This window comes from Hyphomonas atlantica corrig. (genome assembly GCF_000682715.1).
GTDB lineage: Bacteria > Pseudomonadota > Alphaproteobacteria > Caulobacterales > Hyphomonadaceae > Hyphomonas > Hyphomonas atlantica.
Genome location: NZ_AWFH01000062.1, coordinates 47,663 through 72,855, shown reverse-complemented (window position 1 = coordinate 72,855; position 25,193 = coordinate 47,663). Strand labels below are relative to the sequence as shown.

Genomic DNA, 25,193 nt, shown 5'->3' with positions numbered 1-25,193 from the left:
TAATCATCATTATGGGAAATTATGTTCATCGATTATCCAATGAATTCAAGGCGCATTCCATCGTAGCCTGGTACCACGCCTTCAGGTAGTTCTTTCAATAGCGTGTGGTAGTCCATTTCCACATGCATATTCGTCAAAACGGTCAATTGCGGCTTAATTTGGTCTACCCATTCGAGCGCCTGATCAAGATTTGCGTGAGATGGGTGTGGCGTGTAGCGCAGAGCGTCCACGACGAACGTATCGACCCCCTGCAGCGCCTCCAGAGTGCTTTCGGGCAAGGCGTTTACATCATTGCAATAGGCGAGATTGCCGAACCGAAATCCCAGGCACCGGATACGACCATGCTCCATATCAACCGGAATGACTTCCACAGAATTGCCGGCACCTGCGATGGTCACTTTCGTTAAAGGCTCAAGGTTCGGTTGCGCCGCTAGAATAGATGGATAGCCTCCCTTCCCCTCGAAACAATACGAAAATCGGTTCATCAAAGTGCGCTTGGACTCTGCACTCATATGTGTCGGAATAGGCTTTCGCTGGCGAATAAAGTACGGGCGCACGTCATCGATACCATGACTTTGGTCCGCATGGTCATGCGTATAAAGAATTGCATCCAGATGCTTCACATTCTGCCGAAGCATCTGTTCACGAAGATCAGGCGACGTATCAATCAGAACGTTGGTGGACAGTCCTGTATCATTGAACGACTGCACGAGTGCCGAACACCTCAGGCGCCGGTTTTTTGGCTCCTTTGGGTCACATGCGCCCCAGTCGCCACCAACACGCGGAACGCCACCAGACGATCCGGTTCCAAGCAGCGTGAACGCGCCATAACCCATCAGTTAGGGACCCTGGAAAAAAGCTTGAGGGCGTTCTGCGTTGTTTCCTCCAGCACACGCTCAAGAGGCAGGCCTTTCAGAGCAGCGAGAGCCTCCGCGACATGAACGAGATAGGAAGGCTCATTTCGGCGGCCGCGCATCGGCACTGGCGCAAGATACGGACAATCGGTCTCAAGGATCAGCCTGTCCATTGGGACATCAGAAATGACCTCCCGAACTTCGCTCGCGCTCTTGAACGACAAGATACCTGACACCGAAACAAATCCGCCTAGGTCCAACCCTCTTCTGGCCAATCGTGCACCGCCCGTGTAGCAATGGAGTAACGGCACGAAGCCGCCTTGAGCGTGCTCTTCCTCCAGAATATCGCCCATCATGTCATCAGCTTCCCGCGTATGCAGGATGAGTGGTAAACCTGTTTCGCGCGCTGCCTGTATATGTGAGCGCAGGCTTTTCACCTGATCGCCCTCGGCGCTGTAACCATAGTGAAAATCCAGGCCGGTCTCACCGATCGCCACAACGCGCTCGTCCTCGGCCCGAGTCACGAGGTCGGAGACGCTGAGGTCGGTAAAATCCTTGCTGTGATGCGGATGAACACCGACAGAGCACCAAATATTCTCATGCGTGTGCGCAATCGAACGCACCGCTTCGAAATTGTCGAGCCTGTCGCAAATGGCAAGCATACGCCCGACACCCGCTGTGCTAGCGCGCTCCAGCACTTCACCCAGGTCATCTTTATATGTTTCGCCGTGGAGATTTACATGAGTGTCAAACATGCCAACGACTTAGTGCGAACGCGCCGCACTATAAAGCCCTGCAATCAGCTTCGAAGCTGTTTGTGCCGGATCCATTTTCAAGGCGCGCGCTTCACCGGCAAGCCTTGAGATGTTGAGCCACGCAGTCGCTGCCGCTGGTTCCTGTTCGGCCTTACTTGCAAGCCACGCCAGGATTTCTTCCTGAAAGGCCTCCATGGCCGTCTCGTCAGCGCTAGCAGATTGCAACGCGTCAGTAACCAGCCCGTCATTGGGTCTCGGCAGACTTCGAACCAGCACTTTGGCTGCATGAGCCGCAGCAAGTCCGGACGGCGTGGAGAGCCGCAGCCCAAGTCCGGGCCGGCCTTTGGACAATGCTAGCGCGTCTGCCGACGCACCCGCAGAGTCCAATGTGCGTTTCGTATCATCCTCACTCAGTGTTGTCAGACGCAGCACTCTGCATCGCGATCTGATCGTTGGCAGGATGGGCGTAGTTCCGTGATTCACCAAAAACAGAATGCTGTTGGCCGGTGGCTCTTCGAGCGTTTTCAGTAGAGCGTTCGCGCCATTTCGATTCAGTTCATCCAGAGAATCAATAATGCCGACGCGCCAGCCACCTTGAGCCGGCTTGAGAGAAAAGAATTGCGACAAATCGCGAATTTGATCGACTGCGATATCCTGACGAAGCTTGCCCTTGTCGTTCAGTTCTCTATGGACCGTCCGTAGATCCGGATGTCCACCCGCAAGGCAAATTCGAGCAACAGGGTCAGTCGTCGCAGCGTGCAACGGCGCATTATCCGGACCGCGCGCGCCCAGCATATAAGCTGCCAATCGGTTGGCCAGAGTGGCTTTTCCGATTCCAGACGGCCCTTCTATCAACCATCCATGGTGAAGCTTTGCTGAGGTTGCAGACGCCAGAAATGACGCTTGCGCAGCCTCGTGCCCGTAGAGTGGCCACGCAATATTCATCGGACCAATTCTCCGAGTTTATACTTGGCGACAATTTGCGACCACGCTGCAACAAATACTTCTGTCTCGCTACACGCGGCGTCAATCAAATGGCATCGCTCCGGCTCTGCTCGCGCAATTGCGACAAATCCTTGCCTGACGGCATTGTGGAATGCGTGGTCTCGCTGCTCGAACGCATCGCTGGGTCCGTTTCGGGCGGAACGCCGGCCGGCCGTAGTCTCCAGAGGTGCATCAAGCACCAAAGTCAGGCCCGGCCGGGTTTCGCCAAGCACTGTTGCTTCCATTGATGAAAGGATGTCGGTTGATACACCGCCCTTCACGCTCTGATACACGCGGGTCGAATCTGCAAACCGGTCACAAATCACCCATTTACCCACCCGTAGCGCTGGGCGAATGAGCTTTTCAAGATGATCGCTTCGCGCCGCATTCATCAGCAACGCCTCACTCATCGCCGACCAACTGTCATTTTCGGGAGGATGCAAGGCTAGCTCGCGCACAGCTTCCGCCAAGGGGGTTCCCCCAGGCTCACGCGTCGTGATGACGTCAAACCCATGACTGTTCAGGCGCTCGGCCAGGGCGCGTTGCAGCGTGGATTTGCCAACGCCTTCGCCGCCCTCAAGCGTAATGAACCTGAGCGGTTCTAGCTCAGCCATCGGAGCCTGCAATTAATTGGCTCAAACCTTCAACCGCCCTGCCAAAGAAACCGAGCTTCTTCACGTTTGCTTCAGCGACAATCGGCGCTTCAATCGGACTCTGTCCTTCAATAGTAACAACGAGCGTTCCGATTGTGTCGCCAGATTTGACCGGAGCTTGCAGTGCGCTGTCCAGCACGATCTCCGTTTTCGCTTTTTCCAGTGCAGCCTTGTGACCAGCTATTGTCATCTTGTCAGCCAGTGAAACCGGGACAGTCTGTTGCTGTCCCAACCAGACTTTGACTGCAGGCAATTCGACGCTTTCTGGCGTGATGACTTTCAAATCATAGCTTTGAAAGGCCATGCGCATCATACGTTCGCCTTCGCGGCCTCGTTCCGCCATGCTGTCCAGACCATTGATAACAATGGTCCTGCGTACACCGTCTCTGACGGCAGACGCTGTCAGGCCATAACCTGATACTTCAAGGTGGCCGGTCTTGAGGCCATCTACGCCCTCAATACTGAGAATCGGGTTGCGATTTGCCTGAGTGTACTCCCGCCATGTGTAGTCGGGCATGTCGTACCAGTCGTAGTATTGCGGGTACTTGTCGATTGTCAGTTTCGCCATCTTGGCAAGGTCTTCAGCGGACACGACGTGGCCGACACCTTCGAGACCAGTCGTATTTACAAAGTTTGCCGAGTTCATTCCAAGTTCGTGGGCAAGGGCAGTCATACGACGCGCGAAAGCTTCTTCAGAACCTGAGATGCCTTGAGCCAGTACGATACACGCATCATTGCCAGACATGATGATAACACCATGCAGCAATTCTTCGACGGTCGGCGTATCACCCGGTGCCAGCCCCATGGTCGACGTTCCTGATGGAAACCCACCACGGCGCCAAGCATCTTCGCTGACGGTGAATTTGTCGGTGAGTGATATCTCGCCACGCTCAATGAGCTCAAACACGAGAAACGCAGTCATCATCTTTGTCATCGAAGCAGGGATCATCGGCTCTGATCCGTTTTTCGAATAAAGAATGGTGCCAGTCTCGTGATCCATGATCACGGCATGGCTCGCAGGCGTATCCATGATCTGGGCCTGAGCAGCACCCGTCGCAAAGACTGCCAATGCGCAGGCTGTCAGAATCTTTGGCGTTCGCAGCATATAAAGCCTCCGGAAGGATTTGATCGGAAGGCCGAAACAAAATCCGGCCCTTTCCCAGCGTATACAGGAAAAAGGGCCGGTTTGTGATGTGCGTCAATGGTGCCTGTGTTGCAGGACTATCAGTTGCGAGCAACCACGCGGCTATTTGCAAGTCCTTGCCGGGCTAAATCATCACGCGTCCGGTCAGCCGCATCACGATTTGAGAATGGACCAACACGTACTCTGAAAAAGTCCGCTCCGTTTACGCGGGCTGGATCAATTTGTGCGCTTACATTCGCCGGCATTTTATCAATCAGGCTTTCTGCATTCCCAATTTGAGAGAACGCACCCACTTGCACGAAGTAATTTCCAACAGAAACCGGCTGATAAGCCTGCGTGTTTCGATTGTCGGAAACATTCGTCGGCTGCACCTGAAATGTTTCTGCGCGAGCGGCATGCGTATTTGTATTATGTGCGAGTTGCGCCGACTGTGGCTTCGGCGTGGCTATCGGAGCAGGGCCAAGATAGCGGACTCGAACATTCAAACGCCCTGCCCCGGCCATTCCGAGTTCGGTCGCAGCACGCTCTGATACCTGAAGCATTGCTCCATCCTCGAACGGTCCGCGGTCGTTTACCCGAACCACAACTTCCGCATTCGTGTCCAAATTCACGACCTGAACCAGGCTCGGCAAAGGCAGGCTCGGATGAGCCGCCATGAGCTCGGATTGGTCGAACAACTCTCCATTAGCAGTAGGCAGGCCCTGGAACTCGTCACCGAAGACAGTCGCTGCACCCGTCTGGTCAAAGACCGGCACGGCATCAGGCGTAATGGTCCGAGGTTCGGCAAGAGGCGGCTGATTCTGAATCCCCTGCTCTTTCGGCTCCGGCGTGCGAGTTTTAGCAAGCGTTGCGAGAGGTGAAACCTCAACTGAGGATGGTTCGCGCTGCGCAGCGACTTCTCGTGCCGCTGCACGCGGATCAAAAGCCTTTAGAGCAGCCACCTCCGCAACTACGGGAGCAGCAGACGATGGAATAGGCATGCTGATACTGGCGTATTCGCGAACTGGATGTGGACTATCGCCCGATGTGGGCTCAACCGCTTGATTGGCCTGTGGTGGAGCGTTCGATCCGGGATAGCTAAATTGAACTCTCGCCCGCGCCTTGTCGGCATTGGGGCGGGCCTGATCCGGCGTGATAAACACGGTCTGACGTTCGGCGGCGACACGACCACTGTCAGATACGGATTTGTAGACGATCGGAGCAGCGTCCGCCAATGCGGGCGACGCGCTCGCGGCAGCGGCAATCATACTTGCAAAAAGGGCGGGAAGGCGGTCTTGAACCTTGGTCTTTGGCACGCGCATTCGCGATGTCACCTCATTCTGAGTTTCGTGTCGGCGCTTTGCGCCTGAACGTCCGGCTTTTCTGCCGTACCTGATCCGTTTACCACGCTAAGGTGGACACAGCATGAACTCGCTCAGCGATTTCTCATCATGATATTAGGTGGTCGTTTACAATTTGCCCAGAGTAGCCATTCGCAGATCGGGGCTTGCAAAATCGAAGCGCGTAGTGGAAACACCGGGACGCTGGAGGAATGGCAGAGTGGTTGAATGCGGCGGTCTTGAAAACCGTTGAGCCTTCGCGGGCTCCGGGGGTTCGAATCCCTCTTCCTCCGCCACTCCAATCTGTCAAAACCCGACGAACCGCCATCAGGTGACCTTTCGTAAGGCTGGTCATTCGTCACAGCATCCTGCAAGAGTCTCGAAAATTAGAAGCTCTGGAGGAAACATGCTCGAAGGAATCAAAGTCGTTGAATATGCCACCTATATGGCGGCACCGGGCGCAGGCTCGATCCTCAGCGACTGGGGCGCGGATGTTGTCAAAATCGAGCCCCCCGGCGGCGACCCTATCCGCTTGTTCTTTAAAACTATCGGCACAGACATTGCGGACAATCCAGTTTTTGATTTCGACAATCGCGGCAAAAAATCCATCGTTGTCGACACGTCGAAGCCTAAAGGTCAGGAACTCGTCCGAAAGCTCGTTGCAGACGCAGACGTTTTTCTGACCAACGTACGGCCTGGCGGTCTGGAACGGTCTGGCCTCGACTATGACAGTTTGAAAGAGATCAATCCGAAACTCGTTTACTGCTCCCTGACTGGGTATGGCCTGCAGGGGCCAGATGCCAATCGCCCTGGCTTTGACATTGCCAGCTTCTGGAGCCGCACAGGCGTAGCGCGGCTGACCGTCCCCAAGGGCGAGGATCTTTTTGCGCTTCGCACCGCTTTCGGAGATCACACAACGTCCATGTCCGCCGCCGCAGGTATTTGCGCCGCGCTCGTTGAAGCTGGCAGAACCGGCAAGGGAAGATTGGTCGAAGCTTCTCTCTTTCGCGCTGGTTTGTATGCTCTGGGATCTGATTTCGCGATCCAGCTATTCTTTGATCGTGTTGCATCGACCAAGACTCGTCATGAGCAAAACGTGCCGATCACCAACTTCTTCGAGACAAAAGATGGAAGTTGGATCTGCCTTGTGTCTCGTCAGGGAGAAGTCGATTGGGGGCCCATATGTCGCGCCATTGGCCGGGAAGAATTGATAGAAGATGAGCGCTTCACATCTGCCAAAGCACGCCGAAAGAACAAAGCCGAAGTCGTAGATATTCTGGACGAAGGATTCGGGAAGTTCGACAAAGCAGAAATGGCGAAACGCCTAGACGCGGAGTCGCTTGCTTGGGCACCGGTACAAACACTCGCGGAAGTCGCAAAAGATCCACAAGCCATCGCGGCAGGCGCTATTGTTCAGACTCCCAGTGCGAAGGGCGACGGCTCAACATATGCGTCGCCTGCGTCTCCAGTTCGCTTCCCTGGCGCTGACGACGGCCCCAAGGGCCCCTCACCTGCGCTTGGCCAGCACACAGCGGATGTGCTTGGCGGCCTCGGCCTGTCGGCCGAGACCATCAAGTCTCTCTACTCCGATGGAATTGTTTACTAGCGACCTTTGAATTCCGGGCTGCGTTTTTCGAGAATCGCGTCGACACCCTCCATATGGTCCTCTGTCTTGTGCATGAGGGCCTGAGAGGCAGCCGACATCTCCATAATCGTCTCGTAGGAAGAATTCGTGCCATGGCGCATCAGTGTCTTGGCAAGGCGCAGGGCTTGCGGCGGCTGAGCGGCAATCTGTTCGGCCAGCGCGATCGCCTCATCCATCAGGCTGTCGCCAGGCACAACCTTCGACACGAGCCCCCACTCCTCTGCTGTAGCGGCGTCAATGACCTTCCCAGTAAACAGAAGCTCAGCGGCACGTGATGAACCGATCAAGCGTGGCAGCAACCAAGCACCACCATCGCCGGGAATGAGACCTAATTTGAGGAACGTTACGCCCATTTTCGCGCGATCAGATGCGATCCGAATGTCCGCCATGCAAGCGACGTCGCACCCAAGCCCAATAGCTGGTCCGTTGACTGCGGCAATCATCGGGACTTCAAGATTATAAAGAGACTTCACAATCAGGTGGATATTTCGGCGATACCCTTCACGGATGTCATGCGGCGCGCCACCGAACGCCCCTGTTCCTTCTTTCATAGCCTTAACATCCCCGCCCGCAGAGAATGCCCGGCCTGCGCCTGTCAGGATCACACATCGGATGCTCGGGTCCGCCACAATGTCGTTGCAGGCGGCTGCAATCGCGGTTCCGTCGCCTTCGGCGCCAAGCGCGTTCAAGCTATCCGGGCGATTTAGCGTCAGGATCATGATGGATCCGCGCTTCTCTGTTGTCACAATAGACATGTCTGGAAATCCTCCGCGTTTTCTACAGCCCTAGCTGGCAGGAGACGCAGGATATGTCCATCGGCCAATCGGCCGTTTTCCGCGCGGTGACGCACTGTCGATTTGGAAAAGTGGTGCGGATGAGAGGACTCGAACCTCCACGCCTTGCAGCGCTGGAACCTAAATCCAGTGCGTCTACCAATTCCGCCACATCCGCATGACGCGTGTTCCTACGCGAGCTCTCCCAACGCTTCAACTCCCATAAGGCCAATATGCTGCGAAATTAGAGATGTTCGCCGTGGAGGCTGCTAAGAATATCGGGAAGTTCTGCCTCCAGATCCTCTGCGATCAAGCCAGCTCCGATACGCCTTCCCGCCTCACCGTGAAGCCAGCTTGCCATGGCGGCTGCTGTGAACGTATCAACACCCTGAGCAATCAGACCGCCCGCGATACCGGCAAGAACATCGCCCGATCCCGCAGTGGCAAGCCAGCGCGTCGCATGAGTGTTAACGATTGCAGGTCCGTCTGGGCGGGCAATCACCGTATCCGGCCCTTTCAAAAGAACGACGCACCCCGCAAGTTGCGCAGCCTTTCTTGTGGCTTCGACTTTATTCGGCTCCGTTTCCAAGAGGTCGCCAAACAGTCTGTTGAATTCACCGATATGGGGCGTGATCAAATCATCTGGTCGAAGTTGTTTGAAGAACGCTCCAGGATCATCAGAAAAAACTGTCAAAGCATCTGCATCCAGCACGGCTCTGCAATTTGACGAGAGCAAGCATTCCACATTTTCCCTGGTTGAGGTGTTGATGCCAGCAGCAGGCCCCAAAATCACGACACTCGCCGACTCGATGGCTGCGCGCAATTGCTCAGCATCTGCGACTTCCTTCAGCATGACCGCCGTCAAATGGCTGGCATTTACAGCGATAGCGTCGGGCGGGGATAACATTGTGACGAGGCCCGCGCCTGCGCGAAGACCAGCGCGACCTGCGAGGCGCGCGGCGCCTGTGGAGATAATGTTGCCACTCACGACTGCCAGATGCCCGCGCGCGTGCTTGTGGCTGCCCTGCCCCGGTTGAGGAAGCCTACGTCCCCACAACAAAGGGGAGTTCTCCAAAAGACTGGTTTGGACCGGCACTCCAATATCTGCCACGAACACGCCGCCACAATACGCGGCACTCGGCATCAACACATGTGCTGGGCGGAGTGCTGCGAAGGTGATCGTGCCTTCGGCGCGGAAACACGCACCCAAAGGCTTTGCCAACTCGCCATGAATTCCCGAAGGCACATCTATCGAAATGACTCGCCCGCCGCGCGCTGCCAGTTTTTCAGCTGCTCCTTCCAGTGGTCGGGAAAGCCCACCTCCGAAGAGGGCATCCAGGACGATGTCATGTGGCGCATCCAATGCAGCTTCAAGCGGCTTGATCTCATCGCCCCATTCAGCAGCTGCTTTAGCGGAGTCTCCTTCAAGCTTTTCGGCTGGCACAAGACAATAAACGTCGACATCTCGCCAGAGTTTGGCGAGCGCGGCTGCAGCCACAAATCCGTCTCCGCCATTTCCGCCGGGACCACAAAGAACCTGTATCCTCCCCTCGGGCCAATTTGCATGCACGAATTCTGCAACGGCATTGCCTGCCTGCTGCATCAACTTGAAGCTGTCCACGCCGGTCGAAAAGAGCTTCTCTTCAGCGGCCCGCATTTCCTGCGGTGTAAGTATAGGTCTGCCCATAAGACTGGCTCATAGCACGCGAGTTTCAGATTCGCTCCCTAATCGCTGTACTTCCAGTTGATCCCCGACGCGCTTCAGCACAGTGACGGAGCAATATGTAGGACTGAAAACGCGCGCCTCCGGCCTGTTCTGCAATTTGCTCACGACCGCATTAATGGCGACGAAGTGGCTGAACACCGCTGTATTATCTGGAATGATAAGTAGTTTGCGAACGATCGCATCACGCCACTCAACATGCGATTTTGCTTCAGAGGCCCACGTCCCGCCCATGAAATCACGAAGCCAGGCTACGCGATCCTCAATTCCCGGGGGTGTCAGTATCTCTGAAACTTCGTTTACGACTTCTGCGTCAATATCTAGTCGCTCTTCCAGAGGACGTGCCGTTTGTCGGCACCTTTTCATTGGGCTTGATATGATGTGCTGGATGCCAAACGCCTCGAGTTCGTGAGCTACGGCATCCGCTTGACGACGTCCAAGGTCGCTAAGGTCAGGGTCGGGGTGATTCCCCCAGCCGGCCGCAGCTTCGCCGTGTCGGATCAAATACAGCATATTTCCCCCTTCTGATCGCAGATCGATTCTTTTTGCCCAATGATAGCGTGCTCGCCAGACTCTGGGCCTTCCCAGATGCTTTGCTTGGCCCATCGGGAGACTGATTTCAAACCGATATCGGCTTACTACCGAGTATCTGCGCAATTATCAGGCTTGAAGGCGGTTCCCAACCGAGCTTGTTTCTTCAACACTTCCGGGGCATGCGCCTATAAAATGCGCAATTTCGATGCAGTGAAGTCCAAAATCTGATCACGCAAACGCAACGTGATGCTAAGTGTCCCTATGGGTCTCGCTTCAATCAAAGAAGGCGCATACCCGTTGCTTACACAAACCAACCGGCTGGGAGACACGGGCCATGAAAAAAATCGAGGCGATCATCAAACCTTTCAAACTGGATGATGTGAAAGAAGCGCTGCAGGAAATTGGCTTGCAAGGCATGACCGTTGTTGAAGCAAAAGGCTTTGGTCGTCAGCGCGGACACACTGAATTGTATCGCGGCGCAGAATACGTGGTCGACTTCCTTCCGAAGCTGAAAATCGAGATCGTTTTGGCTGACTCTGCAGTCGAAGGTGCCGTGGATGCGATCAAGAAAGCCGCCCACACCGATAAGATTGGCGACGGCAAGATCTTCATCTCTGACATCACCGATGCGGTCAGAATCCGCACCGGCGAAACAGGCGACGCAGCCCTGTAAAAAGGCTGCGCGTTTAATTACGAATACCCATACGAAAAAGAGCTGTTTACTGGAGGGCAAATTCCAATGGCCGAAAATCTGCTTAAACTCATGAAGGATGAAGACGTTCAGTACGTCGACCTTCGCTTTACGGACCCGCGCGGCAAGATGCAGCACGTGTCTTTCCATAAGGACATGGTCGAAGATGACTTCTTCACCGAGGGCCAAATGTTCGACGGATCATCTGTTGCTGGCTGGAAAGCCATCAACGAGTCCGACATGGTTCTCATGCCTGACACCAGCAGTGCGATCATTGACCCGTTCTTCCAGCAGACAACGCTGGCAGTGATGTGCGATATTCTCGATCCGATCTCCGGACAGGCATACAATCGCGACCCGCGCACGACCGCCAAGAAGGCAGAAGCCTATGTAAAGTCGAGCGGCGTTGGCGACACCGTGTTCTTCGGCCCAGAAGCGGAATTCTTTGTTTTTGACGATGTCCGTTGGTCCACCGATCCACACAAGACAGGATACAGCTTCGACTCGACCGAGCTGCCGGCAAATACGGATAAAGAATACCCAATGGGCAACATGGGTCACCGCCCGGGTCCGAAGGGTGGATATTTCCCGGTACCGCCAGTCGACTCTGAGCAGGACATGCGTTCAGAAATGCTGTCCGTTATGGGTGACATTGGCCTACACCCAGAGAAGCATCACCATGAGGTGGCTCCGGCACAGCATGAGCTTGGTCTGAAGTTCTCAACCCTTACAACGATGGCTGACCGCCTTCAGCTGTACAAATATGTCATCCACAACGTGGCGGCTTCGTACGGCAAGACAGCGACATTCATGCCGAAGCCAATGTTTGCCGACAATGGCTCTGGTATGCACGTTCATCAGTCCATCTGGTCCGGCGGCAAGCCATTGTTCGCGGGCGACCAGTATGCCGGCCTTTCTGAGACCTGCCTTTATTACATCGGCGGCATCATCAAGCACGCTCGCGCGCTGAATGCTCTGACCAACCCTTCAACGAACAGCTACAAGCGCCTGGTTCCAGGTTATGAAGCTCCGGTTATGCTTGCCTATTCGGCTCGCAACCGTTCTGCTTCCATCCGGATCCCATTCGGTTCCAATCCGAAAGCAAAGCGTATCGAAACGCGCTTCCCGGACCCGACCGCGAACCCGTATCTCGCTTTCGCTGCCCTGCTCATGGCTGGCCTCGATGGCATCGAGAACAAGATCCATCCTGGCGACGCGATGGACAAAGACCTCTATGATCTGCCGCCTGAAGAGGCGAAGTCGATCCCGCAAGTGTGCGGCTCACTGCGAGAAGCGCTTGCAGCGCTCGATGCAGACCGTACATTCCTTACCAAGGGCGGCGTGTTCGATGACGACCAGATCGATGCTTATATTGAGCTCAAGATGGAAGAGAACATGCGCTATGAACTCCACCCGCATCCGGTGGAATTCGACATGTACTACAAGGTCTAGGGGCCTGTTCTCTCTCCTCTAACCCTTGTAGAGGCCGGTATCGCAAGATACCGGCCTCTTCTTTATCAGATATTCGAGAAAAGACGGGCTCTAAGCTCAACAGGCCCGTATACAAGAAAACGCCCCGATCAATCGATCAGGGCGTTTTCAACGTTACAAAAATCGTTGAGAGGTCAGCCTGCTTCAGGTTGGCTCTTCTTGGCGTGCACGTAGAGCGGCTCTGAATTCCCCTCTACCACTTCGCCATTGATCACGACCTCTTCTACACCGCGCAGATTTGGCAGCTCAAACATCGTATCAAGCAAAATACCTTCCATGATGGAGCGTAGTCCCCGAGCGCCGGTTTTACGAGCGATCGCCCGACGGGCGACTGCCGTGAGCGCTTCGGGTGTGAAGGTAAGCTCAACATTCTCCATATCGAACAGCTTCTGATACTGTTTCAGGAGAGCATTCTTCGGCTCTGTTAGGATTTTGATAAGCGCCTTCTCATCCAGGTCTTCGAGCGTTGCGATCACAGGCAAACGCCCGATGAACTCCGGAATGAGCCCGAAGCGCTGAAGGTCTTCCGGCTCGGTATTGCGAAGAATTTCACCAACACCGCGCTCTTCCGAATCTTTTATGGATGCGCCAAATCCGATGGAGGCTCCCTCACCGCGTGAGGAAATGATTTTGTCGAGCCCGGCAAATGCGCCGCCGCAAATGAAAAGAATGTTCGTCGTGTCGACCTGCAGGAATTCCTGCTGTGGGTGCTTGCGACCACCCTGTGGCGGAACAGCGGCAACAGTGCCTTCCATAATCTTAAGAAGCGCTTGCTGGACACCCTCGCCAGACACATCGCGCGTTATCGACGGATTGTCGGACTTACGGGAAATCTTGTCGATCTCATCAATATAAACGATGCCACGTTGCGCACGCTCGACGTTGTAGTCAGCGGCCTGCAACAGCTTGAGAACGATGTTTTCAACGTCCTCACCAACATACCCAGCCTCGGTAAGCGTGGTCGCATCCGCCATGGTGAATGGTACGTCCAGAATGCGCGCAAGCGTTTGTGCAAGCAGCGTCTTGCCGCAACCGGTTGGTCCTACCAACAAAATGTTGGACTTGGAGAGCTCAACCCCGTCGGTCTTCCCAGCGTGAGACAGGCGCTTGTAATGGTTGTGAACCGCAACGGACAGAATACGTTTTGCGTGCGTCTGCCCGATGACATAGTCATCCAGCACGTCGCAGATCTCTTGCGGCGTAGGCACGCCTTCACGAGAGCGGACCATTGAGGTCTTGTTCTCTTCGCGAATGATGTCCATGCACAGTTCAACGCATTCATCGCAGATGAACACGGTCGGGCCGGCAATCAGCTTCTTTACTTCATGCTGGCTTTTTCCACAGAACGAACAGTAGAGCGTGTTCTTGGAATCGCCTGAGCCATTTTGTTTTGTCATGCCGTCCTCAATGCCGGATAAGGCTTAATTTCGTCTTTAAGACGCCGTGTTCGGTCGATTGTTGAAACAATAGGCGTCTGGGCCCGCCCTGCAAGAGCCAGGCCGCACTGATCGTGGATGAGTCGACTATTTATCATCCTCGGCCGTTCGGCGTTCAAATACTTTGTCAACAATGCCAAATTCCCGGGCCTCTTCTGCCGTCAGGAAGGTATCGCGGTCCAGTTTCTTTTCGATCACATCATAGTCTTGGCCAGTATGGCGAACATAGATGTTGTTCAGCCGCCGCTTAAGTTCGATAATTTCCTCAGCGTGGCGTTCAATATCAGTTGCGACGCCTTGGTAGCCGCCAGATGGCTGGTGCAGCATTACGCGCGCATTAGGCAAAGCGATACGCATGTCTTTTTCCCCTGCCGCCAGAAGCAAAGAGCCCATAGAGGCAGCCTGACCGATGCAAACTGTCGAAATGGGGCAACGAATGTACTGCATGGTGTCGTAGATCGCGAGGCCAGACGAAACGTATCCGCCGGGGCTGTTGATATACATCGCAATATCTTTCTTCGGGTTTTCGGATTCGAGGAACAGGAGCTGGGACGTAATTAGCGCCGCCATCCCGTCATCGATTCCACCGGTCACAAAGATGATGCGCTCTTTCAAAAGACGCGAGAAGATATCAAAGGCCCGCTCGCCGCGGCTCGTTTGCTCCACAACCATTGGAACAAGATTGAGCGCTGTCTGGAAGGAAGTCGTCATGAATCAGGCCTTGATGTTTTCACAAAGGAATCTTTACCGCACAGAAGTGGCAGAGAGACGTATATTTGTCTACGCATCCAACACTGCAAGAGGCATTCCGCTGTGGAAACAGTTACCGGAAGGGCCATTCTGGTGAACCACTTGGTAACTGGCCACCCGGATCCTTTATGAACGCCAGGTAGTCCTCATGCACGCGTTCGGACTGCAGGTCTCTCAGCAACATATGATACCCGGCTTCATAGTATACTGTGCGCACATGTTCGGGCAGAACTTTCGCAGTTCGTTTTACCCCCTCTTCCGGTACAACATAATCGTTGGCGCCGTACGACATGAGCGTGGGAATATCTTGAGGGATCCTCGCTGCTCTCTTATGCGCGGTCTCCATCAACGCAACGACGCCGTATACCTGATCAATTCTGTTCTGGCGCAGCATCAGGGGGTTCGCCCATATCTCCCTAAGCATTTCGATATTATCGCTCGGTTCGATTCGCACGAAACGAGCTGGAGGCCGCACAATCCAACCAGGGTTTGTGTGCGCTGACATCCATAGACTGGCCTTGTATATTGGATTCATGGCTCCCCAGCCTCTAAGGCCTGGTCCGGACGCGATAAGAAGATCGGCATCAGGCGGGTCGTCAGAGCCAAATGCGGATATGGCAACAGCTGCTCCCATCGAGATTCCAATCACCGCAACTCTTGCTTCAGGGTGCTCATGCCGCGCAATAGAAACTGCGGTACGAAGATCTTTCCGCAAAAGCTCTTCATCCGGCCAGAGTCCCCTGCCAGGCGATCGCCCAAAGCCACGTTGGTCATAGGCGTACGTTGTTACGCCTCTCTCCGCCCAATATGGCGCCGCCATAAAGAACGCGTTTGCGAAGTCATTCATGCCATGAACCCCGACAACAACGTATTCGGGATCGTCGATCCCTTCCGCGGGCCAGACGGTCAGCCCCAATTCAGCACCATCATGCGATACAAAGACTTCGCGATCCGGCTGAAAACCAGGCTCTGCGAAATAAGTTGCCGACCGCTCTACGGCACCGATTGTGACGGGGCTCACGCACCCAGACAGCAAGAAAAGCGCGTACGCGATGACAATAGTCATGCCGCTCCACCCGCAAACTTTGGATATCCGCCTGAAGAGGTCGCTGCTGTCATGATTTGATGGGGTTCTCATTTGACGTACGCTCTGCAACTGATTGTGATCATTTGATCACTACAACCCTATTCAACCTAAGCTGTCTAGACAAACGCTCGAAGTTGCTGCGCAATGATCGGCACAGTTTGAAATGCGATCGACTGATAAGTGAAAGCAAAGAAAGAGGCATCTTCCAGTGGCAATTGAGAACCTCATTCCCCCCAGAACCCACAACCTTGGTGGCGATTTTGTCGTAAGGCGCATTCTGCCTTATCGCGCTCGAAGATCAGTCGGCCCTTTTGTCTTCTTTGATCATTTCGGCCCAACAACGTATGCACCGGGAAACAGCTTCGATGTTCGGCCTCACCCGCATATCGGACTATCAACTGTCACGTACTTGTTTGAAGGTGCCATTCGGCATCGCGACTCGCTCGGCACAGATCTGGTTGTAGAACCCGGCGCCGTGAACTGGATGACGGCCGGTCACGGGATAGTCCACTCCGAGCGCACGCCCGATTTGCAGCAACGCGCTGGACAGCGCCTTCATGGGATACAAACTTGGGTAGCGCTGCCCGTGGAAGAAGAAGACTGCGCTCCACAATTCGTTCATCATCCAGCCGAAAGTCTTCCACTGTTTGATCTCAGCGATGCGAGTATCAAACTATTGGCAGGCGCGGCTTGGGGACATTCGTCTCCCGTGAGCTTCCCAAGCGATATCCTCTATTTGACGATAACAGCGCATCAAGACTGCGCCATTTCACTGCCGTCTGACTTGGCAACAGAGCGCGCGCTCTATCTCGTCAGTGGCTCAGCATTTGTCGACGACACTCAGTTACAAGCGCAAGACATGGCCGTGCTCGAAAGTGGTTTGGACGTCAGCGTGAACTTGGAAAAGGATTCCATTGCAATTCTGTGCGGGGGCGCTCCTCTTGATGCCCCTCGCAAAATGGACTGGAATTTCGTCTCGTCTGATGCAGCCAAGATCACCACGGCAAGAGAAGACTGGACAACCGCCATCAGGGACGGAGGGACGCACAGATTTCCCGCTGTCCCCGGCGACCAAAGTGAGTGGATTCCACTTCCCCATTGATAAGAGGCATAATATTCTGAACAGGCGCTTCCTTGCCGATTGATAAACCGCATGCCAGACAACTCTCAAACATTGCCTGCGACGAGGACAGATTCATGAAGCGACTGCTTATCTCCGTATCAATTGCCGCCCTTTCTGCCTGCGGTGCTCAAGACAATTCGAACGACATCGAACCAGATACAGTTTCGGCGGATGAAACCGAACTATTGTTGCCCCTTCCCGAACAGACGAGCCCCGCTATTGTTTCTGAGGATCTGGCAATTCGGATCAAGACGTTGGCCGACGATACGTTTGAAGGGCGTGGCCCTGGAACCGAAGCTGGCGAAGCTTCGGCAGACTGGATTGCCGCTGAGATGGCTCGAATTGGTCTATCTCCAGCCGGAGAGGATGAAACCTTCTTCCAAACTGTCAAAATGGTGAACCAGACCGTCGATACGGAGAACTCCCACTTCCAACTTACGAAGCCAGACGGAACGGCCCTGCCACTCACGCCAAAGGAAAACGTTGTCTTCTGGACCAAGCATCAAGACAAGAACGAGCTTTCATTCGATGCGACCGATGTTGTCTTTGTAGGATATGGTTCAGTCGCCCCTGAATATGAATGGGACGACTACGCCGGCGCAGACTTCTCAGGCAAAACTGTCATCATGCTGGTAAACGATCCAGGTTTTGCAACTGGTGACCCAGAGCTCTTCAAAGGTAAGGCAATGACCTATTATGGTCGCTGGACCTACAAGTTTGAAGAGGCCGCTCGGCAAGGTGCAACCGCCGCGATCATTATCCACGAAACGGAGCCTGCCTCCTATGGGTGGGATGTTGTCTCCAATTCGTGGAGCGGCGCCCAATCCGACCTCGTACGTTCCGACGGCGGAGCGGACCGCGCGATGCTTGAAGGATGGATCACTCGAGATTCAGCAGAAGAATTGTTTGCGAGTGCTGGGCTCGACCTGGAAGCCCTCAAGCAGCAGGCAAAATCAAACAGTTTCACGCCGGTGCCTCTCGAAGGTGTAAAAGCAAGCGGCAAAATCTCACAGTCAATTGACCAATTGGAAAGCCGTAATGTTGTCGGAAAGCTGACTGGGAAAGTCACTCCCGATGAATACGTGCTGTATACGGCGCATTGGGATCATCTCGGCAAGAAGTCCGAAGAAAAAACAGGCGCTCCAGGGGAAGACTTTTATCAAGATCAGATCTTCAACGGCGCTGTCGACAACGCCACCGGTTCCGCTGCCTTGCTCGAAATTGCTGAGGCAATGGCCGCTGACGATCTCGAACGGTCAGCCTTGTTCCTTTCTGTGACGCTTGAAGAATCAGGATTGTTGGGCTCGGCCTTCTACGCCGAAAACCCTTTGATCCCTCACAGCCAAGTCGTAGCAGGCATCAATATGGATGGCGCACTTCCGATAGGTCGCACGAAGGATATGGTGGTCGTCGGATACGGAGCGTCCGAACTGGAAGATATCTTGCGAGACGTCCTCGTGGAACAGGACCGAGTGATAAAGCCCGACTCAAAGCCAGAAGCAGGCCATTTTTATCGCTCAGATCATATTTCTCTCGCCAAGAAAGGCGTTCCCATGCTGTACGCTGATGGTGGTCAGGACAAACTGGATGGTGGCGTCGCAGCAGGCAAAGCAGCGGCAGCAGTGTACACTGCAGAGCGCTATCACAAGCCCATGGACGAATATTCGGATGGCTGGGATCTTTCCGGATTTGAAGAAGACATTCAGGCTCTCTATCAAGTCGGGCTCCGCATCGCTCAGTCTGATGACTGGCCCACTTGGTATGAAGGCAACGAATTTGAGGCAATTCGTAAGCAGAGCTTGGAAGAATAGTCGTTTGCTGGTCCCTGCCCAGTCTGGCGGGGACTAGCAAACTGTTGAAGGTGTCAATCTATGCTCTCATATCAACATGGCTTTCATGCAGGAAACAGAGCAGATGTCCTTAAACATGCCGTTCTGCATGCGACCCTGAAAGCGCTTGCCGATTCCGGCGAGCCGCTACTGTATGTGGAAACCCATTCAGGACGTGGCCGATACGATCTGGAAGGCGCACAAGCACGAAAAGGAAATGAAGCTGGAGATGGCATAATCTCTATGCTGAATGGCCGTGGCCCAAAACCTTTGAGGCCATGGGTAGAGTTCGTCGAACAATCGGGTATTCGCTCTTACCCGGGTTCACCTGCTCACGCACAAACGCTGCTGCCGCCTGATACACGCTTCATCTTGTTCGAAAGGCATCCCGCCGAACACAAGGCCCTTTCCGACGCATTGGGTTCAGATGATCGAATTCAGATCAAGAAAGTGGATGGCTATGCAAGCGCCCTCAAACTGTCGCCGAGAAGCCGTGAACGGCTCGTATGTTTGGTTGATCCAAGCTACGAAACAGCACGCGATATTGATGCTCTGGCGCTGTGGACACCAAAGGCACTGAAACGTTGGCCGAAAAGCCTACTCATGCTTTGGCTCCCCCTCTTTCGCGACGGAAGAGAAACTGAGTTTGGCGAGTACCTGACAACTCTAGGCGATTGCCGAGTCTATGGCGCAAGATGGCCAGTTGACGCTCAGAAAGAAACCGCCCTCGAAGGATCAGCCATGGTAGTCTTCAATGGTCCGAAATCTTCAGATTCCGAATGCCTTGCGATTTCGTCCGCGCTGCAATCCTGGTGGTCAGACAAGCCACTGGGTAAGTAACGAAAAGTGACGATACGACTGCTTTTAATCGGCGGCGGACACGCGCACATAATGGCTTTGCGCTCGCTCACGAAGCGTCGCTATCCTCCGGCGTCTATCACATTGATCGATCCCGATACGTCGTCTGTCTATAGCGGCATGGTGCCGGGGTTTGTTGCCGGCCATTTCAAACAAAATGAAATCGAAGTGGATCTAAAGCGCTTATGCTCCAATGCTGGCGTCCAATTTCTACAAGATGAAATCTGCGCTCTGAATTTAAAGCGGAAGCAGTTCGAAGGACGTTCAGGAGCGGCCTACGACTTCGATGTTACTTCAATCAATATTGGCGTCACATCAATTCCACCAGATACATGTGCTTCGCCAAGTTCCACACCAGTGAAGCCTATGCGCAAATTTGTGGACCAATGGCTGGAAGTGAGACACGACCTATCCAAAGGAATGGCTATAATTGGTGGTGGATTGGGCGGTGTAGAGCTTTGTCTTGCAATACGACATTACGCACGCACTTCCGGCATTCCTGACGATGTACCAATTACTGTCATCGATCGTTCTGAGATTTTGGGGTCTGCAGCCTCCAGTTTGAAAAAATCGCTGGCGCGGAAACTATCCGAATTCCGCATTGGTGTTCATGAAAATACGTCCGCTCACGTAATTACACCAAATGGAGTGCGTGTTAGTTCCGGCGAAACAGTAAAAGCTGGCCAAATAGTATGGGCGACTGGCGCGCACGCAGCAAACTGGCTCGAAGAGTCAGGCCTGGCGACCGACAATGGGTTTCCGATGGTCTTGCCTACATTGCAGTCGGTCTCACATGAAAGCGTATTCTTCGCAGGCGACACGGCACATTTTATGGGCGAAAGCATTCCCAAGGCAGGCGTATACGCAGTTCGACAAGGCCAACTTCTGATGAGCAATCTGATCGCATATATGTCCGGTAACTCGCTGCGTAGCTTCCAACCACAAACGGACTATCTCAAGCTTGTCAGCCTGGGTGGAAAGTCAGCGATCGCAGAAAAATGGGGTCACACACTCAAGGCTCCGGGTCTGTGGAGCCTGAAGAAACTCATTGATCAATCATTTGTACGGGGCTGATCTGATATCGCTCAGGAACGTCGCAAATGGGCTTCTTCAAGAATAACACTCGCCGCAATTTCACTCGCGTCTCGTTCGCCCTCTTTCATTTTTTCCAGCGCCACCCGCTGACGAGCCAACTGTGAAGCTAGCAACTTCGGATCACGCAACCATTGCTGCGCCAAAGATGCGATCAGCTCTGGCTTCTGCCGCGTTTGAACAAACTCTGGAATAATCTCCTGATCATCGCTCACAATATTGAGAAGCGAGATGTGGGTCTTTTTGTAGAGCAATCCCCGGGCTAACGCCCATGTGATCCAGCCTGTACGATACGCAACGATCATTGGTGTATCCTGCATAGCCAGTTCGGTCGTCACCGTCCCGGAACACGCGAGCGCCAAGTCCGCTGCCGCCATCGCATCGTATCGCGATTCAGCATCGTCAGATATTAGAGCCCAATCTCCGACATCGGAGTAAGAAGACTTAAAATACTTGGAGACGTTCTCTGCCGGCATAAATACAAGCGACAATTCTGGATTATCACGCTTCAAGTGCTGTGCAGCATTCACAAGTGCCGGCGCCACTCTCTTGATTTCACTTGGTCGACTGCCCGGCAACACAAGAACAAGTTGGCGATCCCCAGGAATGCCGTTGGCTTCCCGAAACCTCTGACCATTTCCCTCCACGTGTCGAGAAATTGCGGGATTGCCTATGACCGTCGTCTTCAGGCCAAAAGGCTCGTAAAAAGGAACTTCCAGATCGTGGATGCACAGAAGGTGATCAACAGTAGACGCAAGTGTCTTTGCCCGCCCTGACCGCGTTGCCCAAACTTGCGGCCCTACCAGTTTAACAAGGCGAATATCTGGAGCTTGCGCGCGAACTCTCTGAGCGACCCGTAGCATAAATCCCCAAGAGTCGACTAAAACAACAACGTCAGGAGTATCCTTTATGATCTCGGCCGCGGCCTCATCCGCTAGTCGAACAACATCACCATAGGCCTTGATGCCCTCAAAAAAGCCGAGGATCGATAACGGAGACACGTCGACCGGTGAGTCAATCCCCACGCTCTTGAGTTCTCGTCCACCAATTCCGGAAATGTGCGCCTCTGGACTATCTAGGCGAATTTTCTGTACGACTTCCTTGGCAAGAAGGTCGCCAGACGGTTCTGCGGCAACCATGTAGATGCGGGGCTTGCTCACGCTTCATCCTCTGGAGCGAAGCCATAAATGAAGACCCCAAGCTCTTCGGCCCGCTCAACCATTCTCCGGCGATCGAGCAACAGCGCACCGCCAGCCTCAACTGCTAATCCTGCAAGCCCCGCTGCGGCCACTTTTTCTACCGTCGAGACGCCAGTGGTTGGCAGATCAATTCTCAGTTCCTGCCCCGGCTTCGGACGCTTTACCAATACGCCCTTTCGCGCGAACTCTGTGCCCCGGATCTCTTCCGGCAAGGTTCGACACCGCTCAAGCATAGAGTCGGTTCCCTCCTGCGCCTCAACTGCCAAGACCAAGCCCTCACAAACGACTGCCCCTTGGCCGATATCAAGCGCGCCGGTTGCCGATGCCACACGCGCTCCATGCAGAATATCTTCCATCTGTTCTGAGGTTGGCTTTGCACCAGCAATTACACCTTCCGGAGCGAGTAGCTTGGCATGAACTTCGTGGCTACCCAGAACCTTGAAGCCCTGTTTTTCGAACTCGCGCACCAACACGCGCAGCAAAGCATCGTCGCCCTTTTTCGCGGCTGAAAGAACCTTCGGCAAAAGGGTGACGCCTTTGACATCAAGCTTGAGATCGCCAAAATCCGGCCGCTTAACAATCCCCGCAAAGACTACTTCTTCACATCCTGCAGACTTCAGTTTTTTGAGAATTCCACCAACTTCTCCAATTCCCACGAGATCTCCAGGAAACTTTGCAAGTCCAGGGTCGTCGAAACCTTTCAGTCGGAGAACGTACGCACCCTGCCCGCTCTCGACTGCATGCTCCGCAATAGCAACGGGGAGATCTCCAAGTCCAGCGATGATACCAAGTGGCGCCATGTGCTTTTAGCCCGGTTTGCAAATTGGGCGTTCACTTTCGCGGATGAAAGCGATGATTTCCATGGCGAGCTCGTTGTTCGCGAAGTCTTTTTTGGCTTGGTCCAATCGATCCTTGAACAAACCTTCGCCAAGGAAGATGGCCTTGTACGCTGCGCGAATACCCTGAATTTGTGCTTTGGAAAAACCTCGACGTTTCAAACCGACCATGTTGAGGCCAGAAAGTTTAGCGTGGTTGCCAACGACTGATCCGAATGGGATGACATCTTCTACCACAATTGCGCCGCCCCCGATAAAAGCGTTGCGCCCAATCCTCGAAAATTGATGCACTGCGGCTAAACCACCAAACCAAACATTATCTCCAACGGTAATATGCCCTGCCAGGGAGACGTTGTTTGCCATGACCACATTGTCGCCAATCTGATTATCATGCGCCACATGGGCGCCGATCATTACGAAACAATTGTCGCCAATCGTCGTCAGCCCGCCGAACTTGGGCATTCCAGAATGCGCAGTTGCGTATTCACGGAAGACGCAATTGCTGCCGACAACCAGTCTGGACTCCGGGGTCTCTTCAAATCCGATAACTTGCGGCAGGCCACCGATGACAGCGTGTGGATGCAGTACGCAGCCTGCTCCCACCTCGGTGTGACCAGTAACGACCGAATGAGATTTAAGAACAACGCCAGAGCCTAGCGTTACGTGGGGTCCAACGTGGCAGAATGGTCCGATCTGGACTCCGTCGCCCAGGATGGCTCCATCCTCTACATAAGCCGTCGAATGAATGTGTGCGGACATGTTATCCCAAACGAGTTGAAACGGCCAGAATGCCGTCTAACCCTTTTTCTTCGGATTTGAGTTTTTCTGCAACCATGCCACTTCCCGCATCCACTGACGGATCGGTTTGGCCGGTGTTCCTCCCCACGTCTGACCGTCCTCTACGTCTCGGAAGAGACCAGCAGATGCGGCGAGCGACACCCCCTCACCCACCACGACATGATCAGCAATCCCAACGCGCCCACCGAGCATCGAGCCATCACCCACTTTCACGGAACCGGAAATTCCGCCAAAGGCCGCAACAAGAACTGAACGCCCGAGAACCACATTATGTGCTATTTGGCAGAGATTATCGATACGAGTCCGCTCTCCAACGATCGTGTCATCGAAGGCGCCGCGATCGATGCATGAGTTCGCGCCAACGGTGACGTGATCCTGCAAGATAACGCGCCCGTAGTGGGGCGCATCTTCTGGACCATTTGGGCCAGGCATTACCCCGAAACCAGCTTCACCAATGCGCACGCCAGCAAGCAACTTAACATGATCACCAATCAGAGCGCATTGGATGCTGGAACCCGGACCGATCTGGCAATTCTGGCCTATTTGAACACCAGGCCCAATGACGGCATTCGCGCCAATGAAAGTCCCCGCTCCGATGACTGCACCGGGTGCCACCACAACGCCGGGGGCTAGTTTTGCAGACTCATCAATAACGGAATCAGGTGAAACCAACTCCTCACCGCCCCAGTCCAGCTGTCGGGCCCGGAATAGAATTCCGGCAGCCACACTGTGAACGTGCCGTGGGAAGGCAGACACCAGAAAAGGTATGCCATCCGGCACATTTATTCGGTTTGCTTCATTTACGACTAGTGCGGAGATATCGGAGCTGATCGAACCAGTCGACTTTCCATCTCCATCGAGAAACCCGAGATCTCCCCGCCGACCGTTCTCGGCGGAGGAGATCCCGGTTATCTCCAAATCCTCTTTGCCGCTTAACGCCGAACCAGTTTTGATAGCCAGTTCACCGAGCGACAAAGCACCTACAGGCGCATAAAAACGTACGTCTACAGGCACGGGGACACTCTCAATTATTGAGCGGGTTGCTCAGGAATACGCTTGCGAACAACTGAAATGGTAGGCGTTGCAGCGTCGAGCTTGCTGATAACGAGTGCTGTCGCGTCTACTGCATCCACACCGTAGATGACCGAGCTTTTTGAAAGGACGATTTGAGCGTTCTTTTCGCTGACGACCTGCAAGAGAACCGGTTCAAGCGCTTTGTTAAAGTCCACCAGCGCCTGACGCTCAGTTAGAGCAAGTTCGTTCGAAGCTTTCTGACGAGAATTTGCGAAATCGCTCGCCTTCTTCTCATAAGTGTTCAACTTCGTAACAAGAGCAGCATCGCCTGCAATTTGCTCTCGAGTCTTGCCTTGAAGCTCGGCGTTGATCGACTGGCCCTCTGTTTCAAGAGACGTCTTTGTCGGAGAAAGCTCCGTGTTGATCTGATTTTCGATGTTCTTGAGTTTTGCCTGAATATCCTGACCAGCCTTGCTGTCACGGAGAATCTTAGCTTCATCAATGGTGATTACGGTGGTTCCCTGCGCCATAGCGGCAGGTGAGATAAAACCAATTGCTGCGACTGACATCGCAATTGCGAGGAAGAAATTCTTGATGCGGGACAT

Annotated in this window: 24 protein-coding genes, 2 tRNA genes and 1 pseudogene; 9 read left to right on the top strand and 18 right to left on the bottom strand. The window is 54.1% G+C overall.

From position 1 onward, the window contains the following. Nucleotides 1-32: 32 nt before the first annotated feature. The 6 genes from HY36_RS16300 to HY36_RS16275 all read right to left on the bottom strand — a co-directional run bounded on the left by HY36_RS16300 (nucleotide 33) and on the right by HY36_RS16275 (nucleotide 5,637). On the bottom strand, nucleotides 33-836 hold the full coding sequence (locus HY36_RS16300; RefSeq protein ID WP_035555130.1) for an MBL fold metallo-hydrolase: 804 nt from the start codon (nucleotides 834-836) through the stop codon (nucleotides 33-35). After that, nucleotides 836-1,609: a TatD family hydrolase gene (locus HY36_RS16295; RefSeq protein ID WP_035555126.1), complete on the bottom strand. Its 774-nt coding sequence runs from the start codon at nucleotides 1,607-1,609 to the stop codon at nucleotides 836-838. The genes HY36_RS16300 and HY36_RS16295 overlap by 1 nt, the downstream gene beginning before the upstream one ends. 9 nt (nucleotides 1,610-1,618) lie before the next feature. Continuing rightward, complete coding sequence (locus HY36_RS16290) at nucleotides 1,619-2,554, bottom strand: DNA polymerase III subunit delta' (RefSeq protein WP_051602897.1); 936 nt, start codon at nucleotides 2,552-2,554, stop codon at nucleotides 1,619-1,621. Then, a complete protein-coding gene (tmk, locus tag HY36_RS16285; protein ID WP_051602896.1) occupies nucleotides 2,551-3,207 on the bottom strand; it encodes a dTMP kinase in 657 nt (218 codons plus the stop codon). The genes HY36_RS16290 and tmk overlap by 4 nt, the downstream gene beginning before the upstream one ends. After that, nucleotides 3,200-4,351: a D-alanyl-D-alanine carboxypeptidase family protein gene (locus HY36_RS16280; RefSeq protein WP_035555123.1), complete on the bottom strand. Its 1,152-nt coding sequence runs from the start codon at nucleotides 4,349-4,351 to the stop codon at nucleotides 3,200-3,202. The genes tmk and HY36_RS16280 overlap by 8 nt, the downstream gene beginning before the upstream one ends. Nucleotides 4,352-4,470: 119 nt before the next feature. Next, a complete protein-coding gene (locus HY36_RS16275) occupies nucleotides 4,471-5,637 on the bottom strand; it encodes a septal ring lytic transglycosylase RlpA family protein (protein ID WP_162176018.1) in 1,167 nt (388 codons plus the stop codon). A 278-nt stretch (nucleotides 5,638-5,915) separates the two neighbouring features. On the opposite strand from HY36_RS16275, the gene HY36_RS16270 reads away from it, so the two are divergent. Together HY36_RS16270 and HY36_RS16265 are read left to right on the top strand one after the other, a co-directional pair. Beyond that, nucleotides 5,916-6,005, top strand: a tRNA-Ser gene (locus tag HY36_RS16270). Between the two features lie 110 nt (nucleotides 6,006-6,115). Continuing rightward, nucleotides 6,116-7,315 carry a CaiB/BaiF CoA transferase family protein gene (locus tag HY36_RS16265; RefSeq protein ID WP_035555118.1) on the top strand — a complete coding sequence of 400 codons (1,200 nt, stop codon included), beginning with the start codon at nucleotides 6,116-6,118 and terminating at the stop codon, nucleotides 7,313-7,315. Here the strand turns inward: HY36_RS16265 and HY36_RS16260 are convergent. The 4 genes from HY36_RS16260 to HY36_RS16245 all read right to left on the bottom strand — a co-directional run bounded on the left by HY36_RS16260 (nucleotide 7,312) and on the right by HY36_RS16245 (nucleotide 10,363). Further along, nucleotides 7,312-8,109: a crotonase/enoyl-CoA hydratase family protein gene (locus HY36_RS16260; protein WP_035555115.1), complete on the bottom strand. Its 798-nt coding sequence runs from the start codon at nucleotides 8,107-8,109 to the stop codon at nucleotides 7,312-7,314. The genes HY36_RS16265 and HY36_RS16260 overlap by 4 nt on opposite strands. A 111-nt stretch (nucleotides 8,110-8,220) precedes the next feature. Then, nucleotides 8,221-8,305 (bottom strand) — tRNA-Leu (locus HY36_RS16255). 66 nt (nucleotides 8,306-8,371) lie between these two features. Next, the gene (locus tag HY36_RS16250; RefSeq protein WP_035555112.1) at nucleotides 8,372-9,814 is read right to left on the bottom strand and encodes an NAD(P)H-hydrate dehydratase; all 1,443 of its coding nucleotides are present in this window, start codon (nucleotides 9,812-9,814) and stop codon (nucleotides 8,372-8,374) included. Between the two features lie 9 nt (nucleotides 9,815-9,823). After that, nucleotides 9,824-10,363: a histidine phosphatase family protein gene (locus HY36_RS16245; protein ID WP_035555110.1), complete on the bottom strand. Its 540-nt coding sequence runs from the start codon at nucleotides 10,361-10,363 to the stop codon at nucleotides 9,824-9,826. Between the two features lie 355 nt (nucleotides 10,364-10,718). Here HY36_RS16245 and HY36_RS16240 point away from each other — a divergent pair, with 355 nt between their 5' ends. Both HY36_RS16240 and glnA read left to right on the top strand, forming a co-directional pair. Next, nucleotides 10,719-11,057 (top strand): P-II family nitrogen regulator, encoded by a 339-nt coding sequence (locus HY36_RS16240; protein WP_027837435.1) that lies wholly within the window; start codon nucleotides 10,719-10,721, stop codon nucleotides 11,055-11,057. A 60-nt stretch (nucleotides 11,058-11,117) separates the two neighbouring features. Further along, nucleotides 11,118-12,527, top strand: coding sequence for a type I glutamate--ammonia ligase (gene glnA, locus HY36_RS16235; RefSeq protein ID WP_370171250.1), 1,410 nt, complete (start codon nucleotides 11,118-11,120; stop codon nucleotides 12,525-12,527). 173 nt (nucleotides 12,528-12,700) lie between these two features. On the opposite strand, the gene clpX is transcribed toward glnA, so the two are convergent. The 3 genes from clpX to HY36_RS16220 all read right to left on the bottom strand — a co-directional run bounded on the left by clpX (nucleotide 12,701) and on the right by HY36_RS16220 (nucleotide 15,818). Next, the gene (gene clpX / locus HY36_RS16230) at nucleotides 12,701-13,963 is read right to left on the bottom strand and encodes an ATP-dependent Clp protease ATP-binding subunit ClpX (RefSeq protein ID WP_035555104.1); all 1,263 of its coding nucleotides are present in this window, start codon (nucleotides 13,961-13,963) and stop codon (nucleotides 12,701-12,703) included. A gap of 126 nt (nucleotides 13,964-14,089) precedes the next feature. Continuing rightward, nucleotides 14,090-14,713: an ATP-dependent Clp protease proteolytic subunit gene (locus HY36_RS16225; RefSeq protein ID WP_035555101.1), complete on the bottom strand. Its 624-nt coding sequence runs from the start codon at nucleotides 14,711-14,713 to the stop codon at nucleotides 14,090-14,092. Between the two features lie 112 nt (nucleotides 14,714-14,825). Continuing rightward, the gene (locus tag HY36_RS16220) at nucleotides 14,826-15,818 is read right to left on the bottom strand and encodes an alpha/beta fold hydrolase (RefSeq protein WP_035555098.1); all 993 of its coding nucleotides are present in this window, start codon (nucleotides 15,816-15,818) and stop codon (nucleotides 14,826-14,828) included. 229 nt (nucleotides 15,819-16,047) lie between these two features. Between HY36_RS16220 and HY36_RS18920 the strand changes: the two are divergent. The 5 genes and pseudogenes from HY36_RS18920 to HY36_RS16200 form a co-directional block, all read left to right on the top strand. Then, nucleotides 16,048-16,356, top strand: a pseudogene (locus tag HY36_RS18920) (pirin family protein); the annotation flags it as partial. 69 nt (nucleotides 16,357-16,425) lie between these two features. Then, nucleotides 16,426-16,941, top strand: a complete 516-nt coding sequence (locus HY36_RS18775; RefSeq protein WP_241764244.1) for a pirin family protein — start codon at nucleotides 16,426-16,428, stop codon at nucleotides 16,939-16,941. 95 nt (nucleotides 16,942-17,036) lie between these two features. Next, entirely contained in the window at nucleotides 17,037-18,773 is a 1,737-nt protein-coding gene (locus tag HY36_RS16210) for a M28 family metallopeptidase (protein WP_035555355.1), read from the top strand. A 60-nt stretch (nucleotides 18,774-18,833) separates the two neighbouring features. After that, nucleotides 18,834-19,631 carry a 23S rRNA (adenine(2030)-N(6))-methyltransferase RlmJ gene (gene rlmJ, locus HY36_RS17975; protein WP_051602893.1) on the top strand — a complete coding sequence of 266 codons (798 nt, stop codon included), beginning with the start codon at nucleotides 18,834-18,836 and terminating at the stop codon, nucleotides 19,629-19,631. Between the two features lie 6 nt (nucleotides 19,632-19,637). Further along, nucleotides 19,638-20,723, top strand: coding sequence for an FAD-dependent oxidoreductase (locus HY36_RS16200; protein WP_206741221.1), 1,086 nt, complete (start codon nucleotides 19,638-19,640; stop codon nucleotides 20,721-20,723). Between the two features lie 11 nt (nucleotides 20,724-20,734). Here the strand turns inward: HY36_RS16200 and lpxB are convergent, their stop codons facing one another. The 5 genes from lpxB to HY36_RS16175 are packed head-to-tail and all read right to left on the bottom strand — an operon-like array spanning nucleotide 20,735 to nucleotide 25,193. Further along, complete coding sequence (gene lpxB / locus HY36_RS16195) at nucleotides 20,735-21,901, bottom strand: lipid-A-disaccharide synthase (protein WP_035555090.1); 1,167 nt, start codon at nucleotides 21,899-21,901, stop codon at nucleotides 20,735-20,737. Further along, nucleotides 21,898-22,740, bottom strand: a complete 843-nt coding sequence (locus tag HY36_RS16190; protein WP_035555085.1) for an LpxI family protein — start codon at nucleotides 22,738-22,740, stop codon at nucleotides 21,898-21,900. The genes lpxB and HY36_RS16190 overlap by 4 nt, the downstream gene beginning before the upstream one ends. Before the next feature lie 6 nt (nucleotides 22,741-22,746). After that, nucleotides 22,747-23,535, bottom strand: a complete 789-nt coding sequence (lpxA, locus tag HY36_RS16185; protein WP_035555082.1) for an acyl-ACP--UDP-N-acetylglucosamine O-acyltransferase — start codon at nucleotides 23,533-23,535, stop codon at nucleotides 22,747-22,749. Between the two features lie 36 nt (nucleotides 23,536-23,571). Beyond that, nucleotides 23,572-24,549, bottom strand: a complete 978-nt coding sequence (gene lpxD, locus HY36_RS16180) for a UDP-3-O-(3-hydroxymyristoyl)glucosamine N-acyltransferase (RefSeq protein WP_241764243.1) — start codon at nucleotides 24,547-24,549, stop codon at nucleotides 23,572-23,574. Nucleotides 24,550-24,602: 53 nt separating this feature from the next. Next, on the bottom strand, nucleotides 24,603-25,193 hold the full coding sequence (locus HY36_RS16175) for an OmpH family outer membrane protein (RefSeq protein ID WP_035555075.1): 591 nt from the start codon (nucleotides 25,191-25,193) through the stop codon (nucleotides 24,603-24,605).

Excerpts from the sequence above, each read along its gene's own strand:
- HY36_RS16265 (WP_035555118.1), top strand. The coding sequence starts at position 6,116 with ATGCTCGAAGGAATCAAAGTCGTTGAATATGCCACCTATATGGCGGCA.
- rlmJ (WP_051602893.1), top strand. The coding sequence starts at position 18,834 with ATGCTCTCATATCAACATGGCTTTCATGCAGGAAACAGAGCAGATGTC.
- HY36_RS16225 (WP_035555101.1), bottom strand. The coding sequence starts at position 14,713 with ATGACGACTTCCTTCCAGACAGCGCTCAATCTTGTTCCAATGGTTGTG.
- HY36_RS16295 (WP_035555126.1), bottom strand. The coding sequence starts at position 1,609 with ATGTTTGACACTCATGTAAATCTCCACGGCGAAACATATAAAGATGAC.
- HY36_RS16210 (WP_035555355.1), top strand. The coding sequence starts at position 17,037 with ATGAAGCGACTGCTTATCTCCGTATCAATTGCCGCCCTTTCTGCCTGC.
- HY36_RS16240 (WP_027837435.1), top strand. The coding sequence starts at position 10,719 with ATGAAAAAAATCGAGGCGATCATCAAACCTTTCAAACTGGATGATGTG.
- HY36_RS16260 (WP_035555115.1), bottom strand. The coding sequence starts at position 8,109 with ATGTCTATTGTGACAACAGAGAAGCGCGGATCCATCATGATCCTGACG.
- HY36_RS16190 (WP_035555085.1), bottom strand. The coding sequence starts at position 22,740 with ATGGCGCCACTTGGTATCATCGCTGGACTTGGAGATCTCCCCGTTGCT.
- HY36_RS16245 (WP_035555110.1), bottom strand. The coding sequence starts at position 10,363 with ATGCTGTATTTGATCCGACACGGCGAAGCTGCGGCCGGCTGGGGGAAT.
- HY36_RS16300 (WP_035555130.1), bottom strand. The coding sequence starts at position 836 with ATGGGTTATGGCGCGTTCACGCTGCTTGGAACCGGATCGTCTGGTGGC.
- HY36_RS16175 (WP_035555075.1), bottom strand. The coding sequence starts at position 25,193 with ATGTCCCGCATCAAGAATTTCTTCCTCGCAATTGCGATGTCAGTCGCA.
- lpxA (WP_035555082.1), bottom strand. The coding sequence starts at position 23,535 with ATGTCCGCACACATTCATTCGACGGCTTATGTAGAGGATGGAGCCATC.
- HY36_RS16250 (WP_035555112.1), bottom strand. The coding sequence starts at position 9,814 with ATGGGCAGACCTATACTTACACCGCAGGAAATGCGGGCCGCTGAAGAG.
- HY36_RS16290 (WP_051602897.1), bottom strand. The coding sequence starts at position 2,554 with ATGAATATTGCGTGGCCACTCTACGGGCACGAGGCTGCGCAAGCGTCA.
- HY36_RS16275 (WP_162176018.1), bottom strand. The coding sequence starts at position 5,637 with ATGATTGCCGCTGCCGCGAGCGCGTCGCCCGCATTGGCGGACGCTGCT.
- HY36_RS16220 (WP_035555098.1), bottom strand. The coding sequence starts at position 15,818 with ATGACTATTGTCATCGCGTACGCGCTTTTCTTGCTGTCTGGGTGCGTG.
- clpX (WP_035555104.1), bottom strand. The coding sequence starts at position 13,963 with ATGACAAAACAAAATGGCTCAGGCGATTCCAAGAACACGCTCTACTGT.
- HY36_RS16280 (WP_035555123.1), bottom strand. The coding sequence starts at position 4,351 with ATGCTGCGAACGCCAAAGATTCTGACAGCCTGCGCATTGGCAGTCTTT.
- tmk (WP_051602896.1), bottom strand. The coding sequence starts at position 3,207 with ATGGCTGAGCTAGAACCGCTCAGGTTCATTACGCTTGAGGGCGGCGAA.